Annotated in this window: 20 protein-coding genes; 11 read left to right on the top strand and 9 right to left on the bottom strand. The window is 57.0% G+C overall.

The window, feature by feature from the left end; all coding sequences use genetic code 11:
• Positions 1 to 11 precede the first annotated feature (11 nt).
• From fdxH to fdhE, 3 genes are read left to right on the top strand one after another with little or no spacing between them, the layout of a single operon-like run.
• Positions 12 to 914 carry a formate dehydrogenase subunit beta gene (fdxH, locus tag OWK27_RS18760; RefSeq protein WP_003861960.1) on the top strand — a complete coding sequence of 301 codons (903 nt, stop codon included), beginning with the start codon at positions 12 to 14 and terminating at the stop codon, positions 912 to 914.
• Positions 911 to 1,546 carry a formate dehydrogenase cytochrome b556 subunit gene (gene fdoI / locus OWK27_RS18755; RefSeq protein WP_015569914.1) on the top strand — a complete coding sequence of 212 codons (636 nt, stop codon included), beginning with the start codon at positions 911 to 913 and terminating at the stop codon, positions 1,544 to 1,546. Before fdxH ends, fdoI begins: the two co-directional genes overlap by 4 nt.
• Positions 1,543 to 2,472: a formate dehydrogenase accessory protein FdhE gene (gene fdhE, locus OWK27_RS18750; protein ID WP_022652077.1), complete on the top strand. Its 930-nt coding sequence runs from the start codon at positions 1,543 to 1,545 to the stop codon at positions 2,470 to 2,472. The genes fdoI and fdhE overlap by 4 nt, the downstream gene beginning before the upstream one ends.
• Positions 2,473 to 2,513: 41 nt before the next feature.
• On the opposite strand, the gene nadS is transcribed toward fdhE, so the two are convergent.
• Both nadS and OWK27_RS18740 read right to left on the bottom strand, forming a co-directional pair.
• The gene (gene nadS, locus OWK27_RS18745; protein WP_148422528.1) at positions 2,514 to 2,804 is read right to left on the bottom strand and encodes a NadS family protein; all 291 of its coding nucleotides are present in this window, start codon (positions 2,802 to 2,804) and stop codon (positions 2,514 to 2,516) included.
• Complete coding sequence (locus OWK27_RS18740; protein ID WP_267590962.1) at positions 2,805 to 3,116, bottom strand: type II toxin-antitoxin system RelE/ParE family toxin; 312 nt, start codon at positions 3,114 to 3,116, stop codon at positions 2,805 to 2,807.
• 229 nt (positions 3,117 to 3,345) lie between these two features.
• Between OWK27_RS18740 and OWK27_RS18735 the strand changes: the two genes are divergently transcribed.
• The gene (locus OWK27_RS18735) at positions 3,346 to 4,263 is read left to right on the top strand and encodes an alpha/beta hydrolase (protein ID WP_267590961.1); all 918 of its coding nucleotides are present in this window, start codon (positions 3,346 to 3,348) and stop codon (positions 4,261 to 4,263) included.
• A gap of 11 nt (positions 4,264 to 4,274) precedes the next feature.
• Here OWK27_RS18735 and fabY read toward each other — a convergent pair whose 3' ends face one another.
• The 6 genes from fabY to OWK27_RS18705 form a co-directional block, all read right to left on the bottom strand.
• Positions 4,275 to 5,216, bottom strand: coding sequence for a fatty acid biosynthesis protein FabY (gene fabY / locus OWK27_RS18730; protein ID WP_267590960.1), 942 nt, complete (start codon positions 5,214 to 5,216; stop codon positions 4,275 to 4,277).
• A 44-nt stretch (positions 5,217 to 5,260) separates the two neighbouring features.
• Positions 5,261 to 5,698, bottom strand: a complete 438-nt coding sequence (gene dtd, locus OWK27_RS18725; RefSeq protein WP_148422532.1) for a D-aminoacyl-tRNA deacylase — start codon at positions 5,696 to 5,698, stop codon at positions 5,261 to 5,263.
• Entirely contained in the window at positions 5,695 to 6,576 is an 882-nt protein-coding gene (locus OWK27_RS18720) for a virulence factor BrkB family protein (RefSeq protein ID WP_176609164.1), read from the bottom strand. The genes dtd and OWK27_RS18720 overlap by 4 nt, the downstream gene beginning before the upstream one ends.
• Positions 6,570 to 7,169 (bottom strand): glucose-1-phosphatase, encoded by a 600-nt coding sequence (gene yihX, locus OWK27_RS18715; protein WP_148422534.1) that lies wholly within the window; start codon positions 7,167 to 7,169, stop codon positions 6,570 to 6,572. Before yihX ends, OWK27_RS18720 begins: the two co-directional genes overlap by 7 nt.
• Before the next feature lie 118 nt (positions 7,170 to 7,287).
• Positions 7,288 to 8,088, bottom strand: a complete 801-nt coding sequence (locus OWK27_RS18710; RefSeq protein WP_148422535.1) for a DeoR/GlpR family DNA-binding transcription regulator — start codon at positions 8,086 to 8,088, stop codon at positions 7,288 to 7,290.
• A gap of 34 nt (positions 8,089 to 8,122) precedes the next feature.
• The gene (locus tag OWK27_RS18705) at positions 8,123 to 9,019 is read right to left on the bottom strand and encodes a sugar kinase (protein ID WP_267590959.1); all 897 of its coding nucleotides are present in this window, start codon (positions 9,017 to 9,019) and stop codon (positions 8,123 to 8,125) included.
• A gap of 155 nt (positions 9,020 to 9,174) precedes the next feature.
• Here OWK27_RS18705 and yihU point away from each other — a divergent pair, with 155 nt between their 5' ends.
• The 7 genes from yihU to ompL all read left to right on the top strand — a co-directional run bounded on the left by yihU (position 9,175) and on the right by ompL (position 17,913).
• A complete protein-coding gene (gene yihU, locus OWK27_RS18700; RefSeq protein ID WP_267590958.1) occupies positions 9,175 to 10,065 on the top strand; it encodes a sulfolactaldehyde 3-reductase in 891 nt (296 codons plus the stop codon).
• Positions 10,066 to 10,082: 17 nt separating this feature from the next.
• Complete coding sequence (gene yihT / locus OWK27_RS18695; RefSeq protein ID WP_252005220.1) at positions 10,083 to 10,958, top strand: sulfofructosephosphate aldolase; 876 nt, start codon at positions 10,083 to 10,085, stop codon at positions 10,956 to 10,958.
• A 14-nt stretch (positions 10,959 to 10,972) separates the two neighbouring features.
• Positions 10,973 to 12,214 carry a sulfoquinovose isomerase gene (gene yihS / locus OWK27_RS18690; protein WP_267590957.1) on the top strand — a complete coding sequence of 414 codons (1,242 nt, stop codon included), beginning with the start codon at positions 10,973 to 10,975 and terminating at the stop codon, positions 12,212 to 12,214.
• Between the two features lie 16 nt (positions 12,215 to 12,230).
• Entirely contained in the window at positions 12,231 to 14,255 is a 2,025-nt protein-coding gene (locus OWK27_RS18685; RefSeq protein WP_242174230.1) for an alpha-glucosidase, read from the top strand.
• A gap of 45 nt (positions 14,256 to 14,300) precedes the next feature.
• Positions 14,301 to 15,683: an MFS transporter gene (locus OWK27_RS18680; RefSeq protein ID WP_126787024.1), complete on the top strand. Its 1,383-nt coding sequence runs from the start codon at positions 14,301 to 14,303 to the stop codon at positions 15,681 to 15,683.
• A 44-nt stretch (positions 15,684 to 15,727) separates the two neighbouring features.
• Complete coding sequence (locus tag OWK27_RS18675) at positions 15,728 to 17,152, top strand: MFS transporter (RefSeq protein ID WP_267590956.1); 1,425 nt, start codon at positions 15,728 to 15,730, stop codon at positions 17,150 to 17,152.
• A 74-nt stretch (positions 17,153 to 17,226) separates the two neighbouring features.
• Positions 17,227 to 17,913 (top strand): porin OmpL, encoded by a 687-nt coding sequence (ompL, locus tag OWK27_RS18670; protein WP_148422542.1) that lies wholly within the window; start codon positions 17,227 to 17,229, stop codon positions 17,911 to 17,913.
• Between the two features lie 81 nt (positions 17,914 to 17,994).
• On the opposite strand, the gene typA is transcribed toward ompL, so the two are convergent.
• Positions 17,995 to 19,818, bottom strand: coding sequence for a ribosome-dependent GTPase TypA (typA, locus tag OWK27_RS18665; protein WP_006808726.1), 1,824 nt, complete (start codon positions 19,816 to 19,818; stop codon positions 17,995 to 17,997).
• Between the last annotated feature and the right edge of the window lie 299 nt (positions 19,819 to 20,117).

Below are 20,117 nucleotides of genomic sequence, written 5' to 3'. Positions count from 1 at the left end.
GGAGACGACTTATGGCTTATCAATCTCAGGATATTATCCGTCGTTCCGCGACTAACGGTTTCACGCCCGCGCCTCAGGCGCGGGACCATCAGCAGGAAGTGGCGAAGCTTATCGACGTAACCACCTGTATCGGCTGTAAAGCCTGTCAGGTGGCCTGTTCGGAGTGGAACGACATCCGTGACGAAGTGGGTCACAACGTCGGGGTGTACGACAACCCGGCGGACCTGACCGCCAAGTCCTGGACGGTAATGCGCTTCTCGGAAGTGGAGCAGAACGACAAACTGGAATGGCTTATCCGCAAAGACGGCTGTATGCACTGTGCGGATCCGGGCTGCCTGAAGGCGTGTCCGTCAGAAGGGGCTATCATTCAGTATGCCAACGGTATCGTCGACTTCCAGTCCGAGCAGTGCATTGGCTGCGGCTACTGCATCGCGGGCTGTCCGTTCGACGTGCCGCGCATGAACCCGGAAGACAACCGCGTCTACAAATGTACGCTGTGCGTTGACCGCGTAAACGTCGGCCAGGAGCCAGCGTGCGTGAAGACCTGCCCGACGGGCGCTATCCACTTTGGCTCCAAAGAGGATATGAAGACGCTGGCGGCCGAGCGCGTGGGCGAGCTGAAAACCCGTGGTTACGATAATGCGGGCCTGTACGATCCGGCCGGGGTTGGCGGCACGCACGTGATGTACGTGCTGCACCACGCCGACAAGCCGAATCTGTATCACGGCCTGCCGGAGAACCCGGAAATCAGCGCCACCGTGAAGTTCTGGAAAGGCATCTGGAAACCGCTGGCAGCGGTCGGTTTTGCTGCCACCTTCGCAGCGAGCATCTTCCACTACGTCGGCGTCGGTCCGAACCGCGCGGAAGAGGAAGACGACAACCTGCATGAAGAGAAAGACGAGGTGCGCAAATGAGAAAACGTGACACCATCGTGCGCTACACCGCGCCGGAACGTATCAACCACTGGGTTACCGCCTTCTGCTTCATGCTGGCGGCGATAAGCGGACTGGGGTTCTTCTTCCCGTCCTTCAACTGGCTGATGCAGATATTGGGTACGCCGCAGCTGGCGCGCATCCTTCACCCGTTCGTAGGTGTGGTGATGTTTGCCTCGTTTATCATCATGTTTTTCCGCTACTGGCACCATAACCTAATCAATCGGGATGATATCTTTTGGGCGAAGAATATTCGTAAGATCGTCGTCAACGAGGAAGTAGGTGATACCGGGCGTTATAACTTCGGCCAGAAATGCGTATTCTGGGCGGCGATTATCTTCCTGGTCCTGTTGCTGGTGAGCGGCGTGATCATCTGGCGTCCGTATTTTGCGCCTGCTTTCTCAATCCCGGTGATCCGATTTGCGCTGATGCTGCATTCATTTGCCGCAGTAGCGTTAATTGTGGTTATCATGGTGCATATTTACGCCGCCCTTTGGGTGAAAGGCACCATTACCGCGATGGTGGAAGGATGGGTAACCAAAACGTGGGCGAAGAAACATCACCCGCGCTGGTACCGTGAGGTCCGCCAGAAACAGGAAAAGTCATCTGAATGAGTATTCGCATAATCCCGCAAGATGAGCTGGGGTCGAGCGAGAAACGTACGGCGGAGTATATTCCGCCGTTGTTATTCCCCAGACTCAAGAACCTCTACAACCGCCGCGCAGAGCGCCTGCGCGAGCTGGCAGAGAACAACCCGCTGGGCGATTTTCTGCGTTTTGCCGCGCTGGTAGCCCATGCGCAGGAAGTGGTGCTGTACGACCACCCGCTGCAAATGGACCTCACCGCACGCATCAAAGAAGCCAACGAGCAGGGCAAGCCGCCGCTGGACATTCACGTCCTCCCGCGCGACAAGCACTGGCATAAGCTGCTGCATTCGCTGATTGCCGAGCTGAAGCCCGAGATGAGCGGCACGGCGCTGGCGGTCATTGAGAACCTGGAAAAAGCCTCCGATCAGGAGCTGGAAGAGATGGCGAGCGCGCTGTTCGCGTCCGACTTCTCGCTGGTGAGCAGCGATAAAGCGCCGTTCATCTGGGCCGCGCTGTCGCTCTACTGGGCGCAGATGGCGAGCCTGATCCCGGGTAAAGCCCGCGCCGAATACGGCGAAGCGCGCCAGTTCTGTCCGGTGTGTGGCTCAATGCCTGTTTCCAGCATGGTACAGATCGGCACCACTCAGGGGCTGCGCTATCTGCACTGCAACCTGTGTGAAACCGAGTGGCACGTGGTGCGCGTGAAGTGCAGCAACTGCGAGCAGACTCGCGATCTGAACTACTGGTCGCTGGAAAATGAAGACGCGGCGGTGAAGGCCGAAAGCTGCGGCGACTGCGGGACCTACCTGAAGATTCTGTATCAGGAAAAAGACCCGAAAGTCGAAGCGGTGGCCGACGATCTCGCCTCGTTGATTCTGGACGCCAAAATGGAGCAGGAGGGCTTTGCCCGTAGCTCTATCAACCCGTTCCTGTTCCCGGGTGAAGGGGAGTAATCTCCACCAAAGCCCGGTGAGCCTCTGTGCAGCCGGGCTAATTACTGCGATAGCGCAGGGATGACATGTTGAGGGTCGTTAGCTATGGCGCGCAACAGTGCTTTAGCCGGGCCTGTTGGCGAGCGTCTGCCTTGCTCCCAGTTACGCAACGTATCAACGCTGACCGAGATTAAGTTCGCGAATTTACTCTGCGACAACCCGGACGCCTGGCGAATTTCTTTGATTTTCATCGCATCGATTTGAAAGGTGCGCGACGGCGCACGTTGGCCTCCGGCAATCTCGTTCATTTGCGCAATGCTATGGGTTAATCGCTCAAATAGCGCCTTATCCATTTACCACCTCTCAATCATCTTTTTCAGAATGGCTTTCTCCCCCGCGGACAGGTCATCTTTGATCCCTTTGCGGTAGATAAGCAGCAGCCTGATTTCAAACTCGCACGTACGGTGAAAATAAATAATCCTTACTCCACCACGCTTTCCCCGGCCCCCTGAAAGCCAGCGAATCTTTCGCAGGCCTCCCGTATTCTGGATCAGATCGCCATAATCAGGTTGCGTTGCCAGAAAAACCTGAAGCTTATGGTATTCGTCGTCATCCAGTAACGTTTTGACGTCTTCTGTGAAGATATCCGTTTCAATGAATAGCATAAAATATACGCCATTGGCTTAGAGTAACACATCTCCAATGTACGTCAATGACGTACCCCTGTGAGAAATACGTTATTGAGATTTCGGTAACTTATCCATTGAATTCAATGAATGAAGCAAGTTTTTGCGAGCCTTTTTCCAGATCTCAATTTTCACCCACGTTGATTGTTTTCTTCCGAATTAATACAGGTTATAAGACTGTGTATGCATACAGCTAAAGGACATAACCATGGCTCTGGAAAAGGGTATTGATAAGCTTGTACAGGGATTTATTGCAGCAGGGCGGCCTTCATCGCGAAAGCAGAGTATTGATGACCGGAGAGCCGGGTATGTAGCCAGTACGGCGCTGGCCGGGAAGACAGAAACGCGCGTTCAGGTTGAAACGTTTGTTCTTGAGGAGATGACCTTTAGGATCTTTTCGCCTCTCAATGCTCCTGAAACGTTACCTTCTGCCCTCTACTATCATGGCGGTTGTTTTGTTAGCGGTGGGTTTGAAACCCATGATAATCAGCTTCGCCAGCTGGCGTTTTACGGTAACTGCCGGGTCATTGCGGTTCAGTACAGACTCGCACCCGAACATACGTTCCCCGCTGCGCATGACGATGCAGAGAGAGCGGCGGATCTAGTCTGGCAAAACGCAGAGATATTAGGCGTGGATAATAACCGGATTACGCTTTGTGGTGACAGTGCGGGAGGCCATCTTGCGCTGGTAACCGCGCTTCGGCTCAAGGCCAAAGGTCTCTGGGAGCCGGCGCAGCTCATTCTTATCTACCCCATGCTCGACGCCACGGCCAGCTTTGAAAGCTATACCCTCAACGGCATGGATTATGTGATTACGCGCGATACCCTTCTGAGCGGCTATGAAATGTATCTGGCTGGTGCCGATCGTCAGCATCCTGAAATCAGCCCCCTGTGGCGGGAAGACTTTAGCGGTCTGCCGCAGGTTCATATTATTACCGCTGAGTATGATCCGCTATGCGATGAAGGTGAGGCGCTTTTTCAGCGCCTCACGAAGCAGGGAGTTAAGTGTACCGCTCAGCGATGGCTGGGTGTTATTCATGGCTTCATTCAGCTTGGCGGGGTTAGCCAGTCAGCGCGAGATGTTTTACGGGATATCGCCTGGCGATTTAATCAAGCCAGACGCTAGCAAAGAGGAGATTACTCCTCCTCGTTCCCGCCCTCTTCATACGCGCCATACGGCTTAGCGGGAAGCACGATATAGGTGCCTTCAAACACCGCGCCCAGGGTTTCATCCCCGAACAGCTCGACCTGCATCTGCACGCGTGCTTTACGTCCGCGCGCCAGACGGTCGAGATCGCCACCCAGCGCGCCCAGGTCAGCCACCGCGCTCGGCTTGCCGCTGATCGGCGCGCTGTAGCGGATATGGGCATCGGCGAGAATAATAGTGCCGCCCAGATGACGCTCGCGCAGCATGAGCCAGATCAGCCCCCAGCCGGTGAGCGTGGCCAGCGAAAACAGGCTGCCGGCAAACAGGGTATGGTGCGGATTCTGGTTGCCGGTTTCCGGCATGGTGGTGATGAACTTTTGCCCGGTATATTGCTGAATGCGCACGCCCATTTTTTCACTGAGCGGGATATGTTGATACCAGGCCTGCTGGAGCTGCCCGCACCAGTCGGCGCGATGGAGAATGTCATCGAGCGTGGCGATGGGTTTGATCATTAAGAAGTGACGGATCGGCGTGGTTTGCGGGGCGGCGATTTCCCCCTGATTCACAAAACCGAGCTTAGCAAAGAACTCGACGGCATCTTCGCGGGCGCTACAGGTCACGCGCTTCACCCCTTCCTGACGGGCGACGGATTCCAGCGTCATCGCCATCAGCGTGCCGAGGCCTTTGTCCTGAACGGAGGGGTGAACGGCCATAAAGCGAATAGAGGCTTCGTTGTCGGCGTTGATATACAGACGCCCCACGGCGACGAGGTTACCCTCTTCATCAACCACCATCTGGTGATGCGCCATTGCATCCCAGGCGTCGCGTTCAGATCCTTTCGGTTGATGTAATGGCTTGCGCAGCATTTCCCAGCGGAAATGGTAATAAGCGTCTAATTCTTCTTCCGTTTGCGGTACTCGAAGGTGATACATAGCTGTACTCTCTCTTGTTACCCGCGGCCAGGCCGCCAGTTGGCTCATACCTGGAGCCAGAACGTGACGGGGCCATCGTTTACCAGCGATACCTGCATATCCGCAGCGAATCGTCCGGTTTGTGTAGGCATTTCCTGTTGGCGACAGCGCTCAACAAAATATTCGTAAAGGGCTTCTGCGCGATCCGGGGCCGCGCCTTTTGAGAAACTCGGGCGCATGCCGCGTTCGGTATCGGCGGCCAGCGTAAACTGGGAGACCACCAGCACGCTGCCGCCAGCCTGCTGGACGTTCAGGTTCATCTTGCCCTCCGCATCGCTGAAAATGCGGTAGCCCAGCACGCGCTCGCACAGGCGGTTGGCTTTTTGCTCGTCGTCATCCTTTTCGACACCCAGGAGCACCAAAAGTCCTGGGCCGATTTCACCCGTCACCTCATCCGCCACGGTGACGCTGGCACGGGTTACGCGCTGAATTAATGCAATCATGGTTGGTCTGCTTCTTGTTGTTTTTCAGCTTCTGCTGCTTTTTTGAGTTCCCGGTAGACCCCGAGAGTGACAGTTATTTCCGCACCAAGCAAGACGATACACCACGTCCAGTAGACCCAGACAAACAAAATGGGGATCACCGCCAGCACGCCGTAAATCAGCTGATAGGAGGGGAACATGGTGATATAAAGCGCGAATCCTTTCTTGCCCAGCTCAAAGAGCAACGCCGCCACCAGCGCGCCGATAACCGCGTCCCGGTTGGGTACGCGGATAGTCGGCACTACGCTGTAAAGCAGCCAGAACGAGAGCCACGACAGGATCAGCGGGAAGATGCGCAGCACGTTATCAATCACGCTGTTTAAATCACTCGCCCAGCGCAGCGAAAGAAGATAGGAGCTGATGGCCAGGCTTGCCCCCGCCAGCAACGGGCCGAGGGTTAAAATCATCCAGTAGACGGCAAAGGAATACACCTTCGGCCGGACTTTTTTACTCCGCCAGATGGCGTTGAGCGCGCTGTCGATGGAGTACATCAGCAGCAGCGCGGTGACGATAAGCCCGCACGCCCCCACCGCCGTCATCTTGCTGGAGTTAGCCACAAACTGTTCTATGTAGTTCTGGATAACGTCGCCGGTGGCAGGAATAAAGTTCGCGAAAACGAAGTGGCGAAGCTGCATGCTCACATCGGCAAACATCGGAAACGCGGAAAAAAGCGCAAAAACCACCGCCACCAGCGGCACCAGCGAGAGCAACGACACGTAGGCGAGATTGCCCGCCAGCGTGGTCATGTTGTCCTCATCGATGCGGTGCCAGAGGAGCTTCAGCCACGCCCTCAGCGGGCGCGTGTGGTGGTTGGCTTTTTGATGAACGGTTTTTAGCATAACTGCTTCGCAAAGTAGTTCGGTATCGTCTCTTTTCCGGTCACCAGAATTGAGGTGATACCTGTCTGGTTAGCTCCCTCTATATTATCGACGTTGTCGTCGAAAAAGACCGCATCCGCCGCCGTGAATCCTTCCTCCTGCAACACCGCCTGATAGATCCGCGCCTCCGGTTTACGCATCCCCATCTCCTGGGAGAGATACACTTTATCTGCCGCCGCGTGGATTTCCGGGTATTCATCCGGCCAGAAGGTGGTATGCAGGCGGTTAGTATTCGACAGCACAACGACGCGATGCCCCTGCGCGCGAAGCTTGTGCATGATGTCGATCACCTCCGGGCGGATCGCGACAAATACCGCCTGCCAGCCGTGGGAAAACTGCTCGTAGCTCAACGAGAGCCCCATTTCCTGACAGAAACGTTCAGCGAACGCTTCGTCGCTGATTTCTCCGCGCTCGTGCAGGTGGAAAGTCTCGCCCATCGCGAAATTCTGCTTTAACGTCGCCAGCGGAACACGGCTAAAATCGCTCCATGCGCCCAGCACCCGGTTAAAATCGATATCGACGATTACATTTCCTAAGTCAAAGATATAAAGCATGTTTATCTCCTTTCGCCGTGGAAAACTAACTGTAGCGGGAAAGAGAAACTTTAGCTATGCGCCAGATTCAGCTTAAAGAGAGGAATGGCCCGAAACGGAATATCGGGCCATATGACGATCAGCCAGCCTGCTGCTCTTCTCCTGAATGCACCTCGACAACCTCAACCTTGCTGGATTTAAGATGGCTGTGCAGCGCCGTGCCGGGCAGCTCATCGGTGAAAAGCGCCGTTGCCTGAGCCACGTTGCCGATTTCAACCGCCGCGGAGGCGTGGTATTTCGTATGATCGGCTGCCAGTAAAATATGGCGGGAGTGGGCGATCATGGCCTTCACCACGCTGGCTTCATTGACGTCAAACTCCATCATGGCGCCGTCGTGTTCAATCGCCCCCACGCTGGTCACGAGATAATCCGCCCGGAAGCCGGACACGAAGGCCGTCGCCGCCGGGCCGATAATGCCGCCGTTGTGCGGGCGCAGCGTACCGCCGGGCACCATCACCTCAAAACGCGGATTCTTATAAAGAATGTGCGCCACCCGCAGGCTGTTGGTGATGATGCGCAGATGATTATGGTTAAGCAGCGCCCGGGCAACGTGCTCCACGGTCGTCCCGATAGTGATAAAAATGGTTGAGCCATCGGGAATATAGTCCGCAATCGCTTCGGCAATCGCCCGTTTCTCTTCGGTAAGCGAGACTTCGCGCTGCTCAAATGCCGTGTTTACCACGCTGGATGCCCTGCCCGCGCCGCCATGATGCCGCGTGATCAGCCCCTGCTCGCTGAGCTTGCGGATATCCCGGCGCACCGTTTGCGTCGACACATCCAGCAGCTGGGCCAGTTCATCAATGTTCATATAGCCGCGTTCGGCAATCAGCGTCAGCAGACGATCGTGGCGCGGGTTGCCGGTCAGTTCGGTAAGGCTCATGGGCTGTCCTCTGAAAACCATCACGCCCCGCATTTTATACAAAAAGTGACAAAAAAGAGCGGGTTTGATCACAGTCGGGTATACCCGCGCGCCCGCCGGGCCTGGTACATTTCAGCGCGGCGACAGCGCTGGCAAAACGCACGGCGTCTGCGGCGGTGGAGTGCTGGGCCAGGCTGAACGCCAGCGCGCCGTGGAAAACGTCGCCCGCGCCGGTGGTATCGATGACGTTCACCTCAAAGCCCGGCTGATGGCATAACGCGCCGTTCTCCAGCCAGAAGCAGCCGTCTCGCCCCTGGGTGACGTATACGTGACCATTTGTGAGCGTTTGTGCTTTTTTCAGCGCCTCTTCAGCCTCATCCCGCTGCGTTAAGCGCCGCAGTCCCGGCGCGGAGAAGGCCGCGTGGTCGCTCAGGGCAACCAGCTCTGCGATGTCCTGCGGGGTAACATCCGCATCAAGCAGGGTCGGCACGCCCCGCTGGCGGGCAAGGGTAAACGCCTGTTTTGCCCCGTCATGCCAGCGCACGTCCGCTAACACAATATCCCACTGAGAGAAGTCGATTTCATGCAGCCAGTCTGCCGCAGCAGGGAGATCCGGGCTGGGGTAGTTTGCAATGACGCGCTCCCCGCTCGCGTCCACCAGCACCGCCGACTGTGACGAACGGGCCCCCTTAAACACGCGCGTGTAGCGGGTATTCACCCCCAGGGAGCCCAGCTCCGCAAGCAGCCGTCGGCCGGTATCGTCGTCGCCCACCCGGCCAATAAAATCCACTTCCGCGCCCAGCTTCGCCGCTGCCACCGCAGCCGTTGCCGCCGGGCCACCGCCCACTTCCGTATAGTCTTTTGCGACATATTTCCCACCTTCTTTTGGTAAATCATCGAGATACCAGATGCGATCCAGCACGGTAATGCCGACACAAGCAATGCGAGTCATGGTGATTCCTTCTGCGATTTCTGATGCCTTCATTTTAATTTCAGCAAATGTTTAAAAAGTGACCCCTGTCAATTTTTTGACTATAAATTACAAATACGATCAAAAACAGACAACACAAACGCGCAGAAATTGACACGATATGACAGGAGAGAGGCATGTCAGCAATCGCATTTATCGGTTTAGGGCAGATGGGCGCGCCAATGGCGAAGAATCTGTTGAAGCAAGGTCACCGGCTTCAGGTCTTTGATGTGAACCCGCAGGCGGTTCAGGTCCTGGTGGAGAGCGGCGCGAAGGCGGCGGCAACGCCCGCACAGGCCGTAACGGATGCCGAGTTCGTCATCACCATGCTGCCCAACGGCGACCTGGTGCGCAGCGTACTGTTCGGCGAGCACGGCGTGTGCGAAGGGTTATCCCGCGACGCGCTGGTGATTGATATGTCGACCATTCATCCCCTGCAAACCGACGCGCTGATCCGCGACATGGCTGACCGCGGCTTCAGCCTGATGGACGTGCCCGTCGGACGCACGTCTGACCATGCCATCGCCGGCACGCTGCTCCTGCTGGCAGGCGGCACGGCGCAGCAGGTTGAGCGCGCCACTCCCGTATTGATGGCGATGGGCAACGAGCTGATTAACGCCGGTGGCCCGGGCATGGGCATCCGCGTGAAGCTCATCAATAACTACATGAGTATCGCCCTCAACGCCCTCTCCGCCGAGGCGGCCGTGCTGTGTGAAGCCCTCGGCCTCTCCTTTGAGGTGGCGCTGAAGGTGATGAGCGGCACGCCGGCGGGCAAAGGCCACTTCACCACCTCATGGCCGAATAAGGTGCTGAAAGGGGATCTTTCCCCCGCCTTCATGATCGACCTTGCACATAAAGATCTGGGGATCGCCCTGGACGTGGCCAACCAGCTCCACGTGCCGATGCCGCTGGGCGCGGCCTCCCGCGAAGTTTACAGCCAGGCCCGCGCCGCCGGGCGCGGGCGCGAAGACTGGACGGCCATTCTTGAACAGGTTCGCGCATCTGCCGGGCTGAAAAAAACACACTGATACGAAAGGACTGAGGAATGACGATGTACACCCTGAAAGATATCACCCGACCTTCCGGCGGTTTTGCGATGCTGGCCGTGGATCAGCGCGAAGCGATGCGCCTGATGTTTGCTGCGGCAGGCGCGCCGGTGCCGGTAACCGATCAGCACCTGACGGATTTTAAGGTCAATGCCGCGAAAATTCTGTCCCCGTACGCCTCTGCGATCCTCGTCGATCGGCAGTTCTGCTATCGCCAGATTGTGGAGCAGCAGGCCGTGGCAAAAAGCTGCGCGATGATTGTGGCGGCCGACGAGTTTATTCCGGGGAACGGTATTCCCGTCGACAGCGTGGTGATAGACAAGAGCATCGACGCTCAGGCCGTGAAACGCGACGGCGGCAAGGCGCTGAAGCTGCTGGTGCTGTGGCGCAGCGATGAAGATCCGCAGCAGCGGCTTGAGATGGTGAAGGCGTTCAACACGCTGTGCCACGACAGCGGGCTGCTGAGCATTATCGAGCCGGTTGTGCGTCCGCCGCGCCGCGGTGCCGCGTTTAACCGCGAACAGGCGATTATCGACGCGGCCAAAGAGCTGGGCAACAGCGGTGCCGACCTCTACAAAGTGGAGATGCCGCTGTTTGGCAAAGGCACGCAGCAGGAGCTGCTGGCGGCCTCGCAGAGGCTGAACGAGAACATCGCCATGCCGTGGGTGATCCTCTCCTCCGGCGTGGACGATAAGCTATTCCCGCGCGCCGTGAGCGTGGCGATGCAGGCGGGGGCATCGGGCTTTTTAGCCGGACGCGCCGTCTGGTCATCGGTGATTGGCCTGCCGGACACCGGGCTGATGCTCCGCGATATTTCCGTACCAAAACTGCAGCGTTTGGGTGAGATCGTCGACGAAATGATGGCTCGCCGTTAAGAAAGGACCCGAACATGAAATGGTTTAACACCCTGAGCCACAACCGCTGGCTCGAACAAGAGACCGACCGCATTCTTGATTTCGGCAAAAACGCCGCCGTACCGACCGGCTTTGGCTGGCTGGGCAATAACGGACAGGTTCGCAGCGATATGGGCACGCATCTGTGGATCACCGCCCGTATGCTGCACGTTTACGCGGTGGCGGCGAACATGGGACGTCCCGGCGCGTACGTCCTGGTTGAGCACGGCATCAATGCCCTCAACGGCCCGCTGCGCGACAAACAGCACGGTGGCTGGTACGCCTGCGTTAACGATGAAGGCGTGGTGGATGCCTCCAAGCAGGGCTATCAGCACTTCTTCGTGCTGCTCGGTGCGGCAAGCGCCGTTACCACCGGCCATCCGCAGGCGCGCAGGCTGCTGGACGACGCTATCGAGGTGATTGAGCGCTACTTCTGGAGCGAACGGGAGCAGATGTGCCTCGAGTCCTGGGATGAAGCCTTTAGCAAAACGGAAGATTACCGCGGCGGTAACGCCAACATGCACGCCGTGGAAGCCTTCCTCATCGTGTATGACGTAACCCACGATCGTAAATGGCTCGACCGCGCCCTGCGCATCGCCTCGGTGATTATTCACGACGTGGCGCGCAAAGGTGAGTATCGCGTTAACGAGCACTTCGACACCGACTGGAACCCGATTCGCGACTACAACATCGATAACCCCGCCCACCGCTTCCGCGCCTACGGCGGCACGCCGGGACACTGGATCGAGTGGGGCCGCCTGATGCTGCACCTGCGCGCCGCGCTGGAGGCCCGCTTTGAAACCCCGCCGGCGTGGCTGCTGGAAGATGCGAAAGGGCTGTTCCACGCCACCATCCGCGACGCCTGGGCGCCCGACGGGGCCGATGGGTTCGTCTACTCCGTAGGCTGGGACGGCAAGCCTATCGTGCGCGAACGCGTGCGCTGGCCGATCGTCGAAGCGATGGGTACGGCCTACGCCCTCTACACCGTGACCGGCGAGGCGCAGTACGAAGCCTGGTATCAGAAATGGTGGGATTACTGCATCAAATACCTGATGGATTACGAGAACGGATCCTGGTGGCAGGAGCTGGACACCAATAACGAAGTGACCACCAAAGTCTGGGACGGCAAGCAGGATATTTATCATCTGCTGCACTGCCTGGTGATCCCCCGCCTTCCGCTGGCGCCGGGCTTAGCGCCTGCCGTAGCCGCCGGATTACTGGATAGCCAGGCCAAATAATAAAGACGGAGTTTTTATGCGTACCCTACACAATATTGACCTGAAAAATAATGAAAATGGTTTCACCCTCAGCTGGGAGAACCGACTGATTTTGTCCCACTCCACGGACGAGCCTTGCCTGTGGATCGGCGCGGGCGAGGCCGATATCGAGATGTTTCGCGGCAACTTCAGCATTAAAGACAAGCTCAACGAAAGGATTGCCCTGACGGACGCGACCGTTACGCGGCAAAGCGCGGGCTGGGCGATCCGCTTTACCCGCGGCGACGCGGTGAGCGCCACGCTGCTGGTGGGTGTGGATGCAGAAGGCCGTCTGGAGCTGAAGCTTAAAAATGATGCCACCTGCCATAACCGCATCTGGCTGCGGCTGGCGGCGCAGCCGGAGGAGCATATCTACGGCTGCGGCGAGCAGTTCTCGTACTTCGATCTGCGCGGCAAGCCGTTCCCCCTGTGGACCAGCGAGCAGGGCGTAGGCCGCAATAAGCAGACCTACGTGACCTGGCAGGCCGACTGCAAAGAGAACGCGGGCGGCGATTACTACTGGACCTTCTTCCCGCAGCCTACCTTCGTGAGCACCCGGAAGTACTACTGCCACGTGGACAACAGCTGCTACATGAACTTCGACTTCAGCGCGCCGGACTTTCACGAGCTGGCGTTCTGGGAGGATAACGCCACGCTGCGCTTCGAATGTGCGGAAACCTACGTCGATCTGCTGGAAAAACTTACCGGCCTGCTGGGGCGACAGCCAGAGCTGCCGGACTGGGTTTACGACGGCGTAACGCTGGGTATTCAGGGCGGCACCGGGGTGTGTCAGCAGAAGCTAGACGCCATGCGCGAGGGCGGCGTAAAGGTGAACGGCATCTGGGCGCAGGACTGGTCGGGCATTCGCATGACCTCCTTCGGTAAACGCGTGATGTGGAACTGGAAGTGGAACAGCGAGCTGTATCCGCAGCTCGACGAGCGTATTGCGCAGTGGAAGCAGGAAGGCGTGCAGTTCCTTTCCTATATCAACCCGTACGTCGCCAGCGACAGAGACCTTTGCGAAGAGGCGGCCAAACGCGGCTATCTGACTAAAAATGCCGACGGCAAGGACTACCACGTCGAGTTCGGCGAGTTCTACGCGGGCGTTATCGACCTGACCAACCCGGAAGCCTACGGCTGGTACAAAGAGGTCATCAAAAAGAACCTGATTGAACTGGGCTGCGGCGGCTGGATGGCCGATTTCGGGGAATATCTGCCGACCGATACCTTCCTGCACAACGGCGTCAGCGCGGAGATCATGCACAACGCCTGGCCCGCACTGTGGGCGAAATGTAACTACGAGGCGCTGGAAGAGACCGGCAAGCTTGGGGAGATTTTGTTCTTCATGCGCGCGGGCTACACCGGCAGCCAGAAGCACTCGGTAATGATGTGGGCGGGAGATCAGAACGTCGACTGGAGCCTGGACGACGGTCTGGCGTCCGTCGTACCTGCTGCGCTGTCGCTGGCGATGACCGGGCACGGGCTGCACCACAGCGACATCGGCGGCTATACCACCCTGTTCGAGATGAAGCGCAGCAAAGAGCTGCTGCTGCGCTGGTGCGACTTCAGCGCCTTTACGCCGATGATGCGTACCCACGAGGGCAACCGCCCCGGCGATAACTGGCAGTTCGACGGCGACGCTGAAACCATCGCGCACTTCGCGCGCATGACCACCGTATTCACCACCCTGAAGCCGTATATCAAAGCCGCCGTCGCGCAGAATGCGAAAAGCGGCCTGCCGGTGATGCGTCCGCTGTTCCTGCACTACGAGGACGACGCGCGCGCCTACACGCTGAAATACCAGTATCTGTTTGGCCGCGACCTGCTGGTGGCGCCGGTTCATGAAGAGGGACGCCGCGACTGGACGCTCTATCTGCCGCAGGACAGCTGGGTGAATGCGTGGACCGGGGAAATCTGCCGGGGCGGTGACGTGACCGTTGATGCCCCGCTCGGCAAGCCGCCGGTCTTCTATCGCCAGCAAAGCGAATGGGCAGATCTGTTTAGCACCTTACGTCATATCTGATAAGGCTCGCCCGCAGGAAAGCCTGCGGGCAGACGGAGAACAATAATGAGTCAACATACTTCCGATCCGGCAACCCTGCGCCTGCCGTTTAAAGAAAAACTCGCCTACGGGATGGGCGATCTCGGCTCTAACATCCTGCTGGATATCGGCACGCTGTATCTGCTGAAATTTTACACCGACGTGCTGGGCCTGCCGGGCACCTACGGCGGGATCATCTTCCTGATTGCCAAATTCTTTACCGCCTTCACCGATATGGGTACCGGGATCATGCTCGACTCCCGGCGCAGGATCGGCCCGAAAGGGAAATTCCGCCCGTTCGTGCTGTATGCCGCCTTCCCGGTGACCTTGCTGGCGATTGCCAACTTCGTCGGCACGCCGTTTGAGATAACCGGCAAAACGGTGATGGCAACGGTGCTGTTCATGCTGTACGGCCTGTTCTTCAGCATGATGAACTGCTCTTACGGCGCGATGGTGCCCGCCATTACCAAAAACCCGGACGAGCGCGCCTCGCTGGCCGCCTGGCGTCAGGGCGGCGCCACGCTGGGCCTGCTGCTCTGTACAGTGGGCTTTGTCCCGGTAATGAACCTTATCGAGGGCAACGACCAGCTTGGCTATATCTTTGCCGCCACGCTGTTCTCGCTGTTCGGACTGTTTTTTATGTGGTGGTGCTACAAGGGCGTGACCGAGCGTTACGTCGAGACGCAGCCTGCTAATCCGGCGCAAAAACCGGGCCTGCTGCAGTCGTTTCGCGCCATCGCCGGTAACCGTCCGCTGTTTATCCTGTGCATCGCCAACCTGTGCACGCTGGGCGCGTTTAACGTCAAGCTCGCCATCCAGGTTTACTACACGCAGTACGTGCTGAACGACCCGATCCTGCTGTCGTACATGGGCTTCTTCAGCATGGGCTGTATTTTTATCGGCGTCTTTATGATGCCCGGCGCGGTGCGGCGCTTCGGCAAGAAAAAGGTCTACATCAGCGGGCTGATGATTTGGGTGGCGGGCGATCTGCTTAACTACTTCTTCGGCGGCGGCTCGGTGAGCTTTGTGGCGTTCTCCTGCCTGGCGTTCTTCGGCTCCGCGTTCGTGAACAGCCTGAACTGGGCGCTGGTGTCCGATACCGTGGAATACGGCGAGTGGCGCACCGGCGTGCGCTCCGAGGGGACGGTCTATACCGGCTTTACCTTCTTCCGTAAGGTCTCGCAGGCGCTGGCGGGTTTCTTCCCGGGGATCATGCTCACGCAGATCGGCTATGTGCCCAACGTGGTGCAGTCCGCCGGAACGGTTGAGGGGCTGCGGCAGCTGATTTTTATCTATCCGAGCCTGCTGGCGGTCATCACCATTGTGGCGATGGGCTGCTTCTACAACCTCAACGAGAAGATGTATGTGCGCATCGTGGAAGAGATCGAACTGCGCAAACGTACGGCATAAATGACGTGATAGGGCGCCCCTGCGCGGCGCTCTGAGGATCGACCATGACACACAATACTGATCCGTTAACCTTGAAACTGAGCCTGCGAGAGAAGTGCGCCTACGGGATGGGCGATTTTGGCTCGAATCTGATGCTCTGTATTGGCACGTTGTATCTGCTGAAGTTTTACACGGACGAGCTGAGCATGCCCGCGTTCTATGGCGGCATTATTTTCCTGGTGGCGAAGTTTTTTACCGCGTTCACCGACATGCTGACCGGCGTGCTGCTGGACTCCCGGCGTAATATCGGCGCGCGGGGAAAATTCCGGCCGTTTATTCTGTACGCCTCCGTCCCGGTGGCGCTGGTCGCCGCGGCGCAGTTTATGGCCAACGACTTTAGCCTGACGGTGAAAACGGCCCTCGCCACCGTGCTCTTCATGATGTTTGGCCTCTGCTACAGCCTGATGAACTGCGCCTACGGTGCAATGGTCCCTGCCATCACCAAAAACCCGAACGAGCGCGCGCAGCTTGCGGCGTGGCGTCAGGGCGGCGCAACGGTGGGGCTGCTGCTTTGCACCGTCGGCTTTATGCCCATCCAGGCGCTGTTTGTCAGCCAGCCCTCCCTCGGCTATCTGGTGGCCGCGCTGGTGTTTGTCACCGGCGGCCTGTTCTGCATGTGGTGGTGCTACAGCGGGGTAAAAGAGCGCTACGTGGAGATCGCGCCCGATCACCATAAGCCGGGTATTCTGAAGTCGTTCTGCGCGATTTTCCGCAATCCGCCGCTGCTGGTGCTGTGTATCGCCAACCTGTGCACCCTCGCCGCGTTTAACATCAAGCTGGCGATCCAGGTCTATTACACCCAATACGTGCTGAACGATCTGCATCTGCTGTCGTGGATGGGCTTTTTCAGCATGGGCTGCATTCTGATTGGCGTGTTTCTGGTACCCGGCGCGGTAAAGCGCTTTGGCAAGAAGCCGGTCTATCTGGGCGGGCTGGCGCTATGGGCGGTAGGCGACGTGCTGAACTTCTTCTGGGGGTCCAGCTCCCTGCTGTTCGTGCTGTTTTCCTGCATGGCCTTTTTCGGCACCGCGTTTGTTAACAGCCTGAACTGGGCGCTGGTGCCGGATACCGTCGATTACGGCGAGTGGAAAACCGGCATTCGCGCCGAGGGGTCGGTTTATACCGGCTATACCTTCTCGCGCAAAATCTCCGCGGCCCTCGCCGGTTTTCTGCCCGGCATCATGCTGACCCAGATTGGCTACGTTCCCCATGCGGTACAGAGCGCAGGCACGCTGCTGGGCCTGCGTCAGCTGATTTTCCTCTGGCCGTGCGGCCTGGCGATAGTTGCCGCCGTGACCATGGGGCTGTTTTATAAACTCAACGAAGCGCGCTTCGCCTTTATTATTGAGGAGATTGGAAAACGGAAAAAAGAATCAGCACATCCCCCTGAGATAACCAACAACAATAAAGCGTCAGCAGTCACTTTATAACAATAAAACCGGCCAGTATTTCCTTCCTGTTAATCAGGAGGGAGGCCTTTCTGTACCTGATACATGGACAAATTATGAAAAGAATCATCACTGTACTGATCGTGTCGTCTGTGTCCTGCCCGGTATTTGCCGGGGCTTATGTCGAAACCCGCGAAGCATACAATACGGCCTCTGAGCTGCACGAAGTTATCCTGCGCGCCGGCTATAACTTCGATATGGGCGCGGGGCTGATGTTCACCAACGCCTATAACGTGGGGAAATGGGATGAGCTGAAGCACAGCTATAACGAAATAGAGGGGTGGTATCCGCTCTTTAAACCAACCGACAAACTTACCTTCCAGCCCGGCGGATTGATTAACGACAGCAGCGCAGGGTCCGGCGGTGCGGTCTATTTAGATACCAACTACAAATTTACGGACGGGTTCAACCTGACGTTCCGCTATCGCTTTAACCATAACAACTACGACACGCCGGACTATAACGGGCAGATGGACAAGAACGACACGCACGAATTTGCTAACTACTGGAATTTCAAAGTGACGGAGGCGTTTTTCTACACCTTTGAGCCGCACTTTTTCCAGCGGGTAAATGATTACCACAGCAAAAATGGCAAAGACCATCACTGGGAAATCACCAACAAGTTCAGCTACAGGATCGACAGAAACTGGCTGCCGTACCTCGAGCTTCAGTGGCTGGACAGATGGAATGATTACAACCGGGAGCAGTACCGGATTCGCCTGGGGTTACGCTATTCGTTTTAATAAAAAAAGCCGCTGATCTCTCAGCGGCTTTTTAACCTGCCGGGTGGCGCACGCGCTTCCCCGGCCTACGGCATAACCGAATTACTCTTCTTTCGCACCGCGCATAGCACGTTTACGATCGTTCTCGGTCAGGTGACGTTTACGGATACGAATTGACTGAGGCGTCACTTCTACCAGCTCGTCGTCATCGATGAATTCCAGAGCCTGCTCCAGGGTCATCTTGATCGGTGGAACCAGAACCGTTGCTTCGTCAGTACCGGACGCACGCATGTTGGTCAGTTTCTTACCGGTCAGGCAGTTTACCGTCAGGTCGTTAGAACGGCTGTGAATACCGATGATCTGGCCTTCGTAAACTTCAGCACCGTGACCCAGGAACAGCTTACCGCGATCCTGCAGACCGAACAGCGCAAACGCAACCGCTTTACCCTGACCGTTGGAGATCAGTACGCCATTGTTACGCTGGCCCACTTCGCCCGGACGAACGTCGTCGTAGTGGCTGAAGGTGGAGTACAGCAGACCGGTACCGGACGTCATGGTCATGAACTCAGAACGGAAGCCGATCAGGCCACGGCTTGGGATCACGTAGTCGAGACGTACGCGGCCTTTGCCATCTGGATTCATGTTTTTCAGGTCGCCTTTACGCTCGCCCAGCGCCTGCATTACAGAACCCTGGTGCTGCTCTTCAACGTCCAGCGTCACGTTCTCGAATGGCTCTTGTTTACGGCCATCGATTTCGCGGAAGATAACTTTCGGACGGGAAACCGCCATCTCGAAACCTTCACGACGCATGTTTTCGATCAGAACTGACAGGTGCAGTTCGCCACGACCGGAAACGCGGAAGGCATCAGCGTCTTCCGTTTCTTCAACGCGCAGCGCAACGTTGTGCACCAGCTCTTTGTTCAGGCGGTCAAGGATCTGACGAGAGGTAACAAACTTACCTTCTTTACCACAGAACGGAGAGGTGTTGACGTTGAAGAACATGGATACGGTTGGTTCATCAACGGACAGGGCTGGCAGCGCTTCAACGTTCTGCGGATCGCAGATGGTGTCGGAGATGTTCAGTTCACCCAGACCGGTGATGGCGATGATGTCGCCAGCTTCAGCGATGTCGCTCTCGATACGCTCAAGTCCCAGGTGAGTCAGTACTTTACCGACTTTACCGTTACGGGTTTTGCCTTCGCTATCGATGATAGTGACCTGCTGGTTAGGCTTCACTTTACCGCGCTTGATACGGCCGATGCCGATAACGCCAACGTAGTTGTTGTAGTCGAGCTGGGAGATCTGCATTTGCAGCGTGCCTTCCAGGTCAACGTTTGGCGCAGGAACACGGTCAACAATCGTCTGGTACAGCGGAGTCATGTCTTCAGCCATGTCTTCGTGATCCAGACCGGCAATACCGTTCAGCGCAGACGCGTAAACGATAGGGAAGTCCAGCTGTTCGTCGGTCGCGTCGAGGTTAACGAACAGGTCGAATACCTGGTCAACAACCCAGTCAGGACGCGCGCCTGGACGGTCTACCTTGTTGATAACAACGATAGGTTTCAGGCCGTGGGCAAATGCTTTTTTGGTCACGAAGCGCGTTTGCGGCATCGGGCCGTCAAATGCGTCAACCACCAGCAGCACGGAATCCACCATGGACATCACGCGCTCAACTTCACCACCGAAGTCGGCGTGCCCTGGGGTATCAACGATGTTGATACGGTAGTCATTCCATTTGATAGCGGTGTTTTTGGCGAGGATGGTAATCCCACGCTCTTTCTCCAAATCGTTGGAGTCCATCACACGCTCTTGAGTTTCGGCACGAGCATCAAACGTACCGGACTGCTGCAGCAGCTTATCAACCAGGGTAGTTTTACCATGGTCGACGTGCGCGATGATGGCGATATTACGCAATTTTTCGATCACAACTTTGCCTCAGGCATTTAGAAATAGCGCGTTATTGTACACGGATTAATCGCACTACAAAACAGGATCACAAACATCCCCCGCAAACAAGTATTGCAGAGATGCTTTGTGATCGCTTTCACGGAGCGGTAAAAGGGCACTTTAACGTAAATTGCACCAATATGGTGCTCAATGTTCACATCGAAGCACTATAATGGTGCAAAGAATCCAATGTGGTGCAGCCCTTCTGCACTATGGTGCGCATGATAACGCCTTTTTGGGGTGTTTTAAAAGTTGGCACAGATTTCGCTTTACAGAAA

It is taken from the genome of Enterobacter cloacae complex sp. 2022EL-00788, assembly GCF_026627565.1.
Classification (GTDB): Bacteria; Pseudomonadota; Gammaproteobacteria; order Enterobacterales; family Enterobacteriaceae; genus Enterobacter; species Enterobacter pasteurii.
The sequence above is the reverse complement of the archived record's forward strand: the minus strand, read 5'-3'. Positions and strand labels throughout refer to the sequence as shown.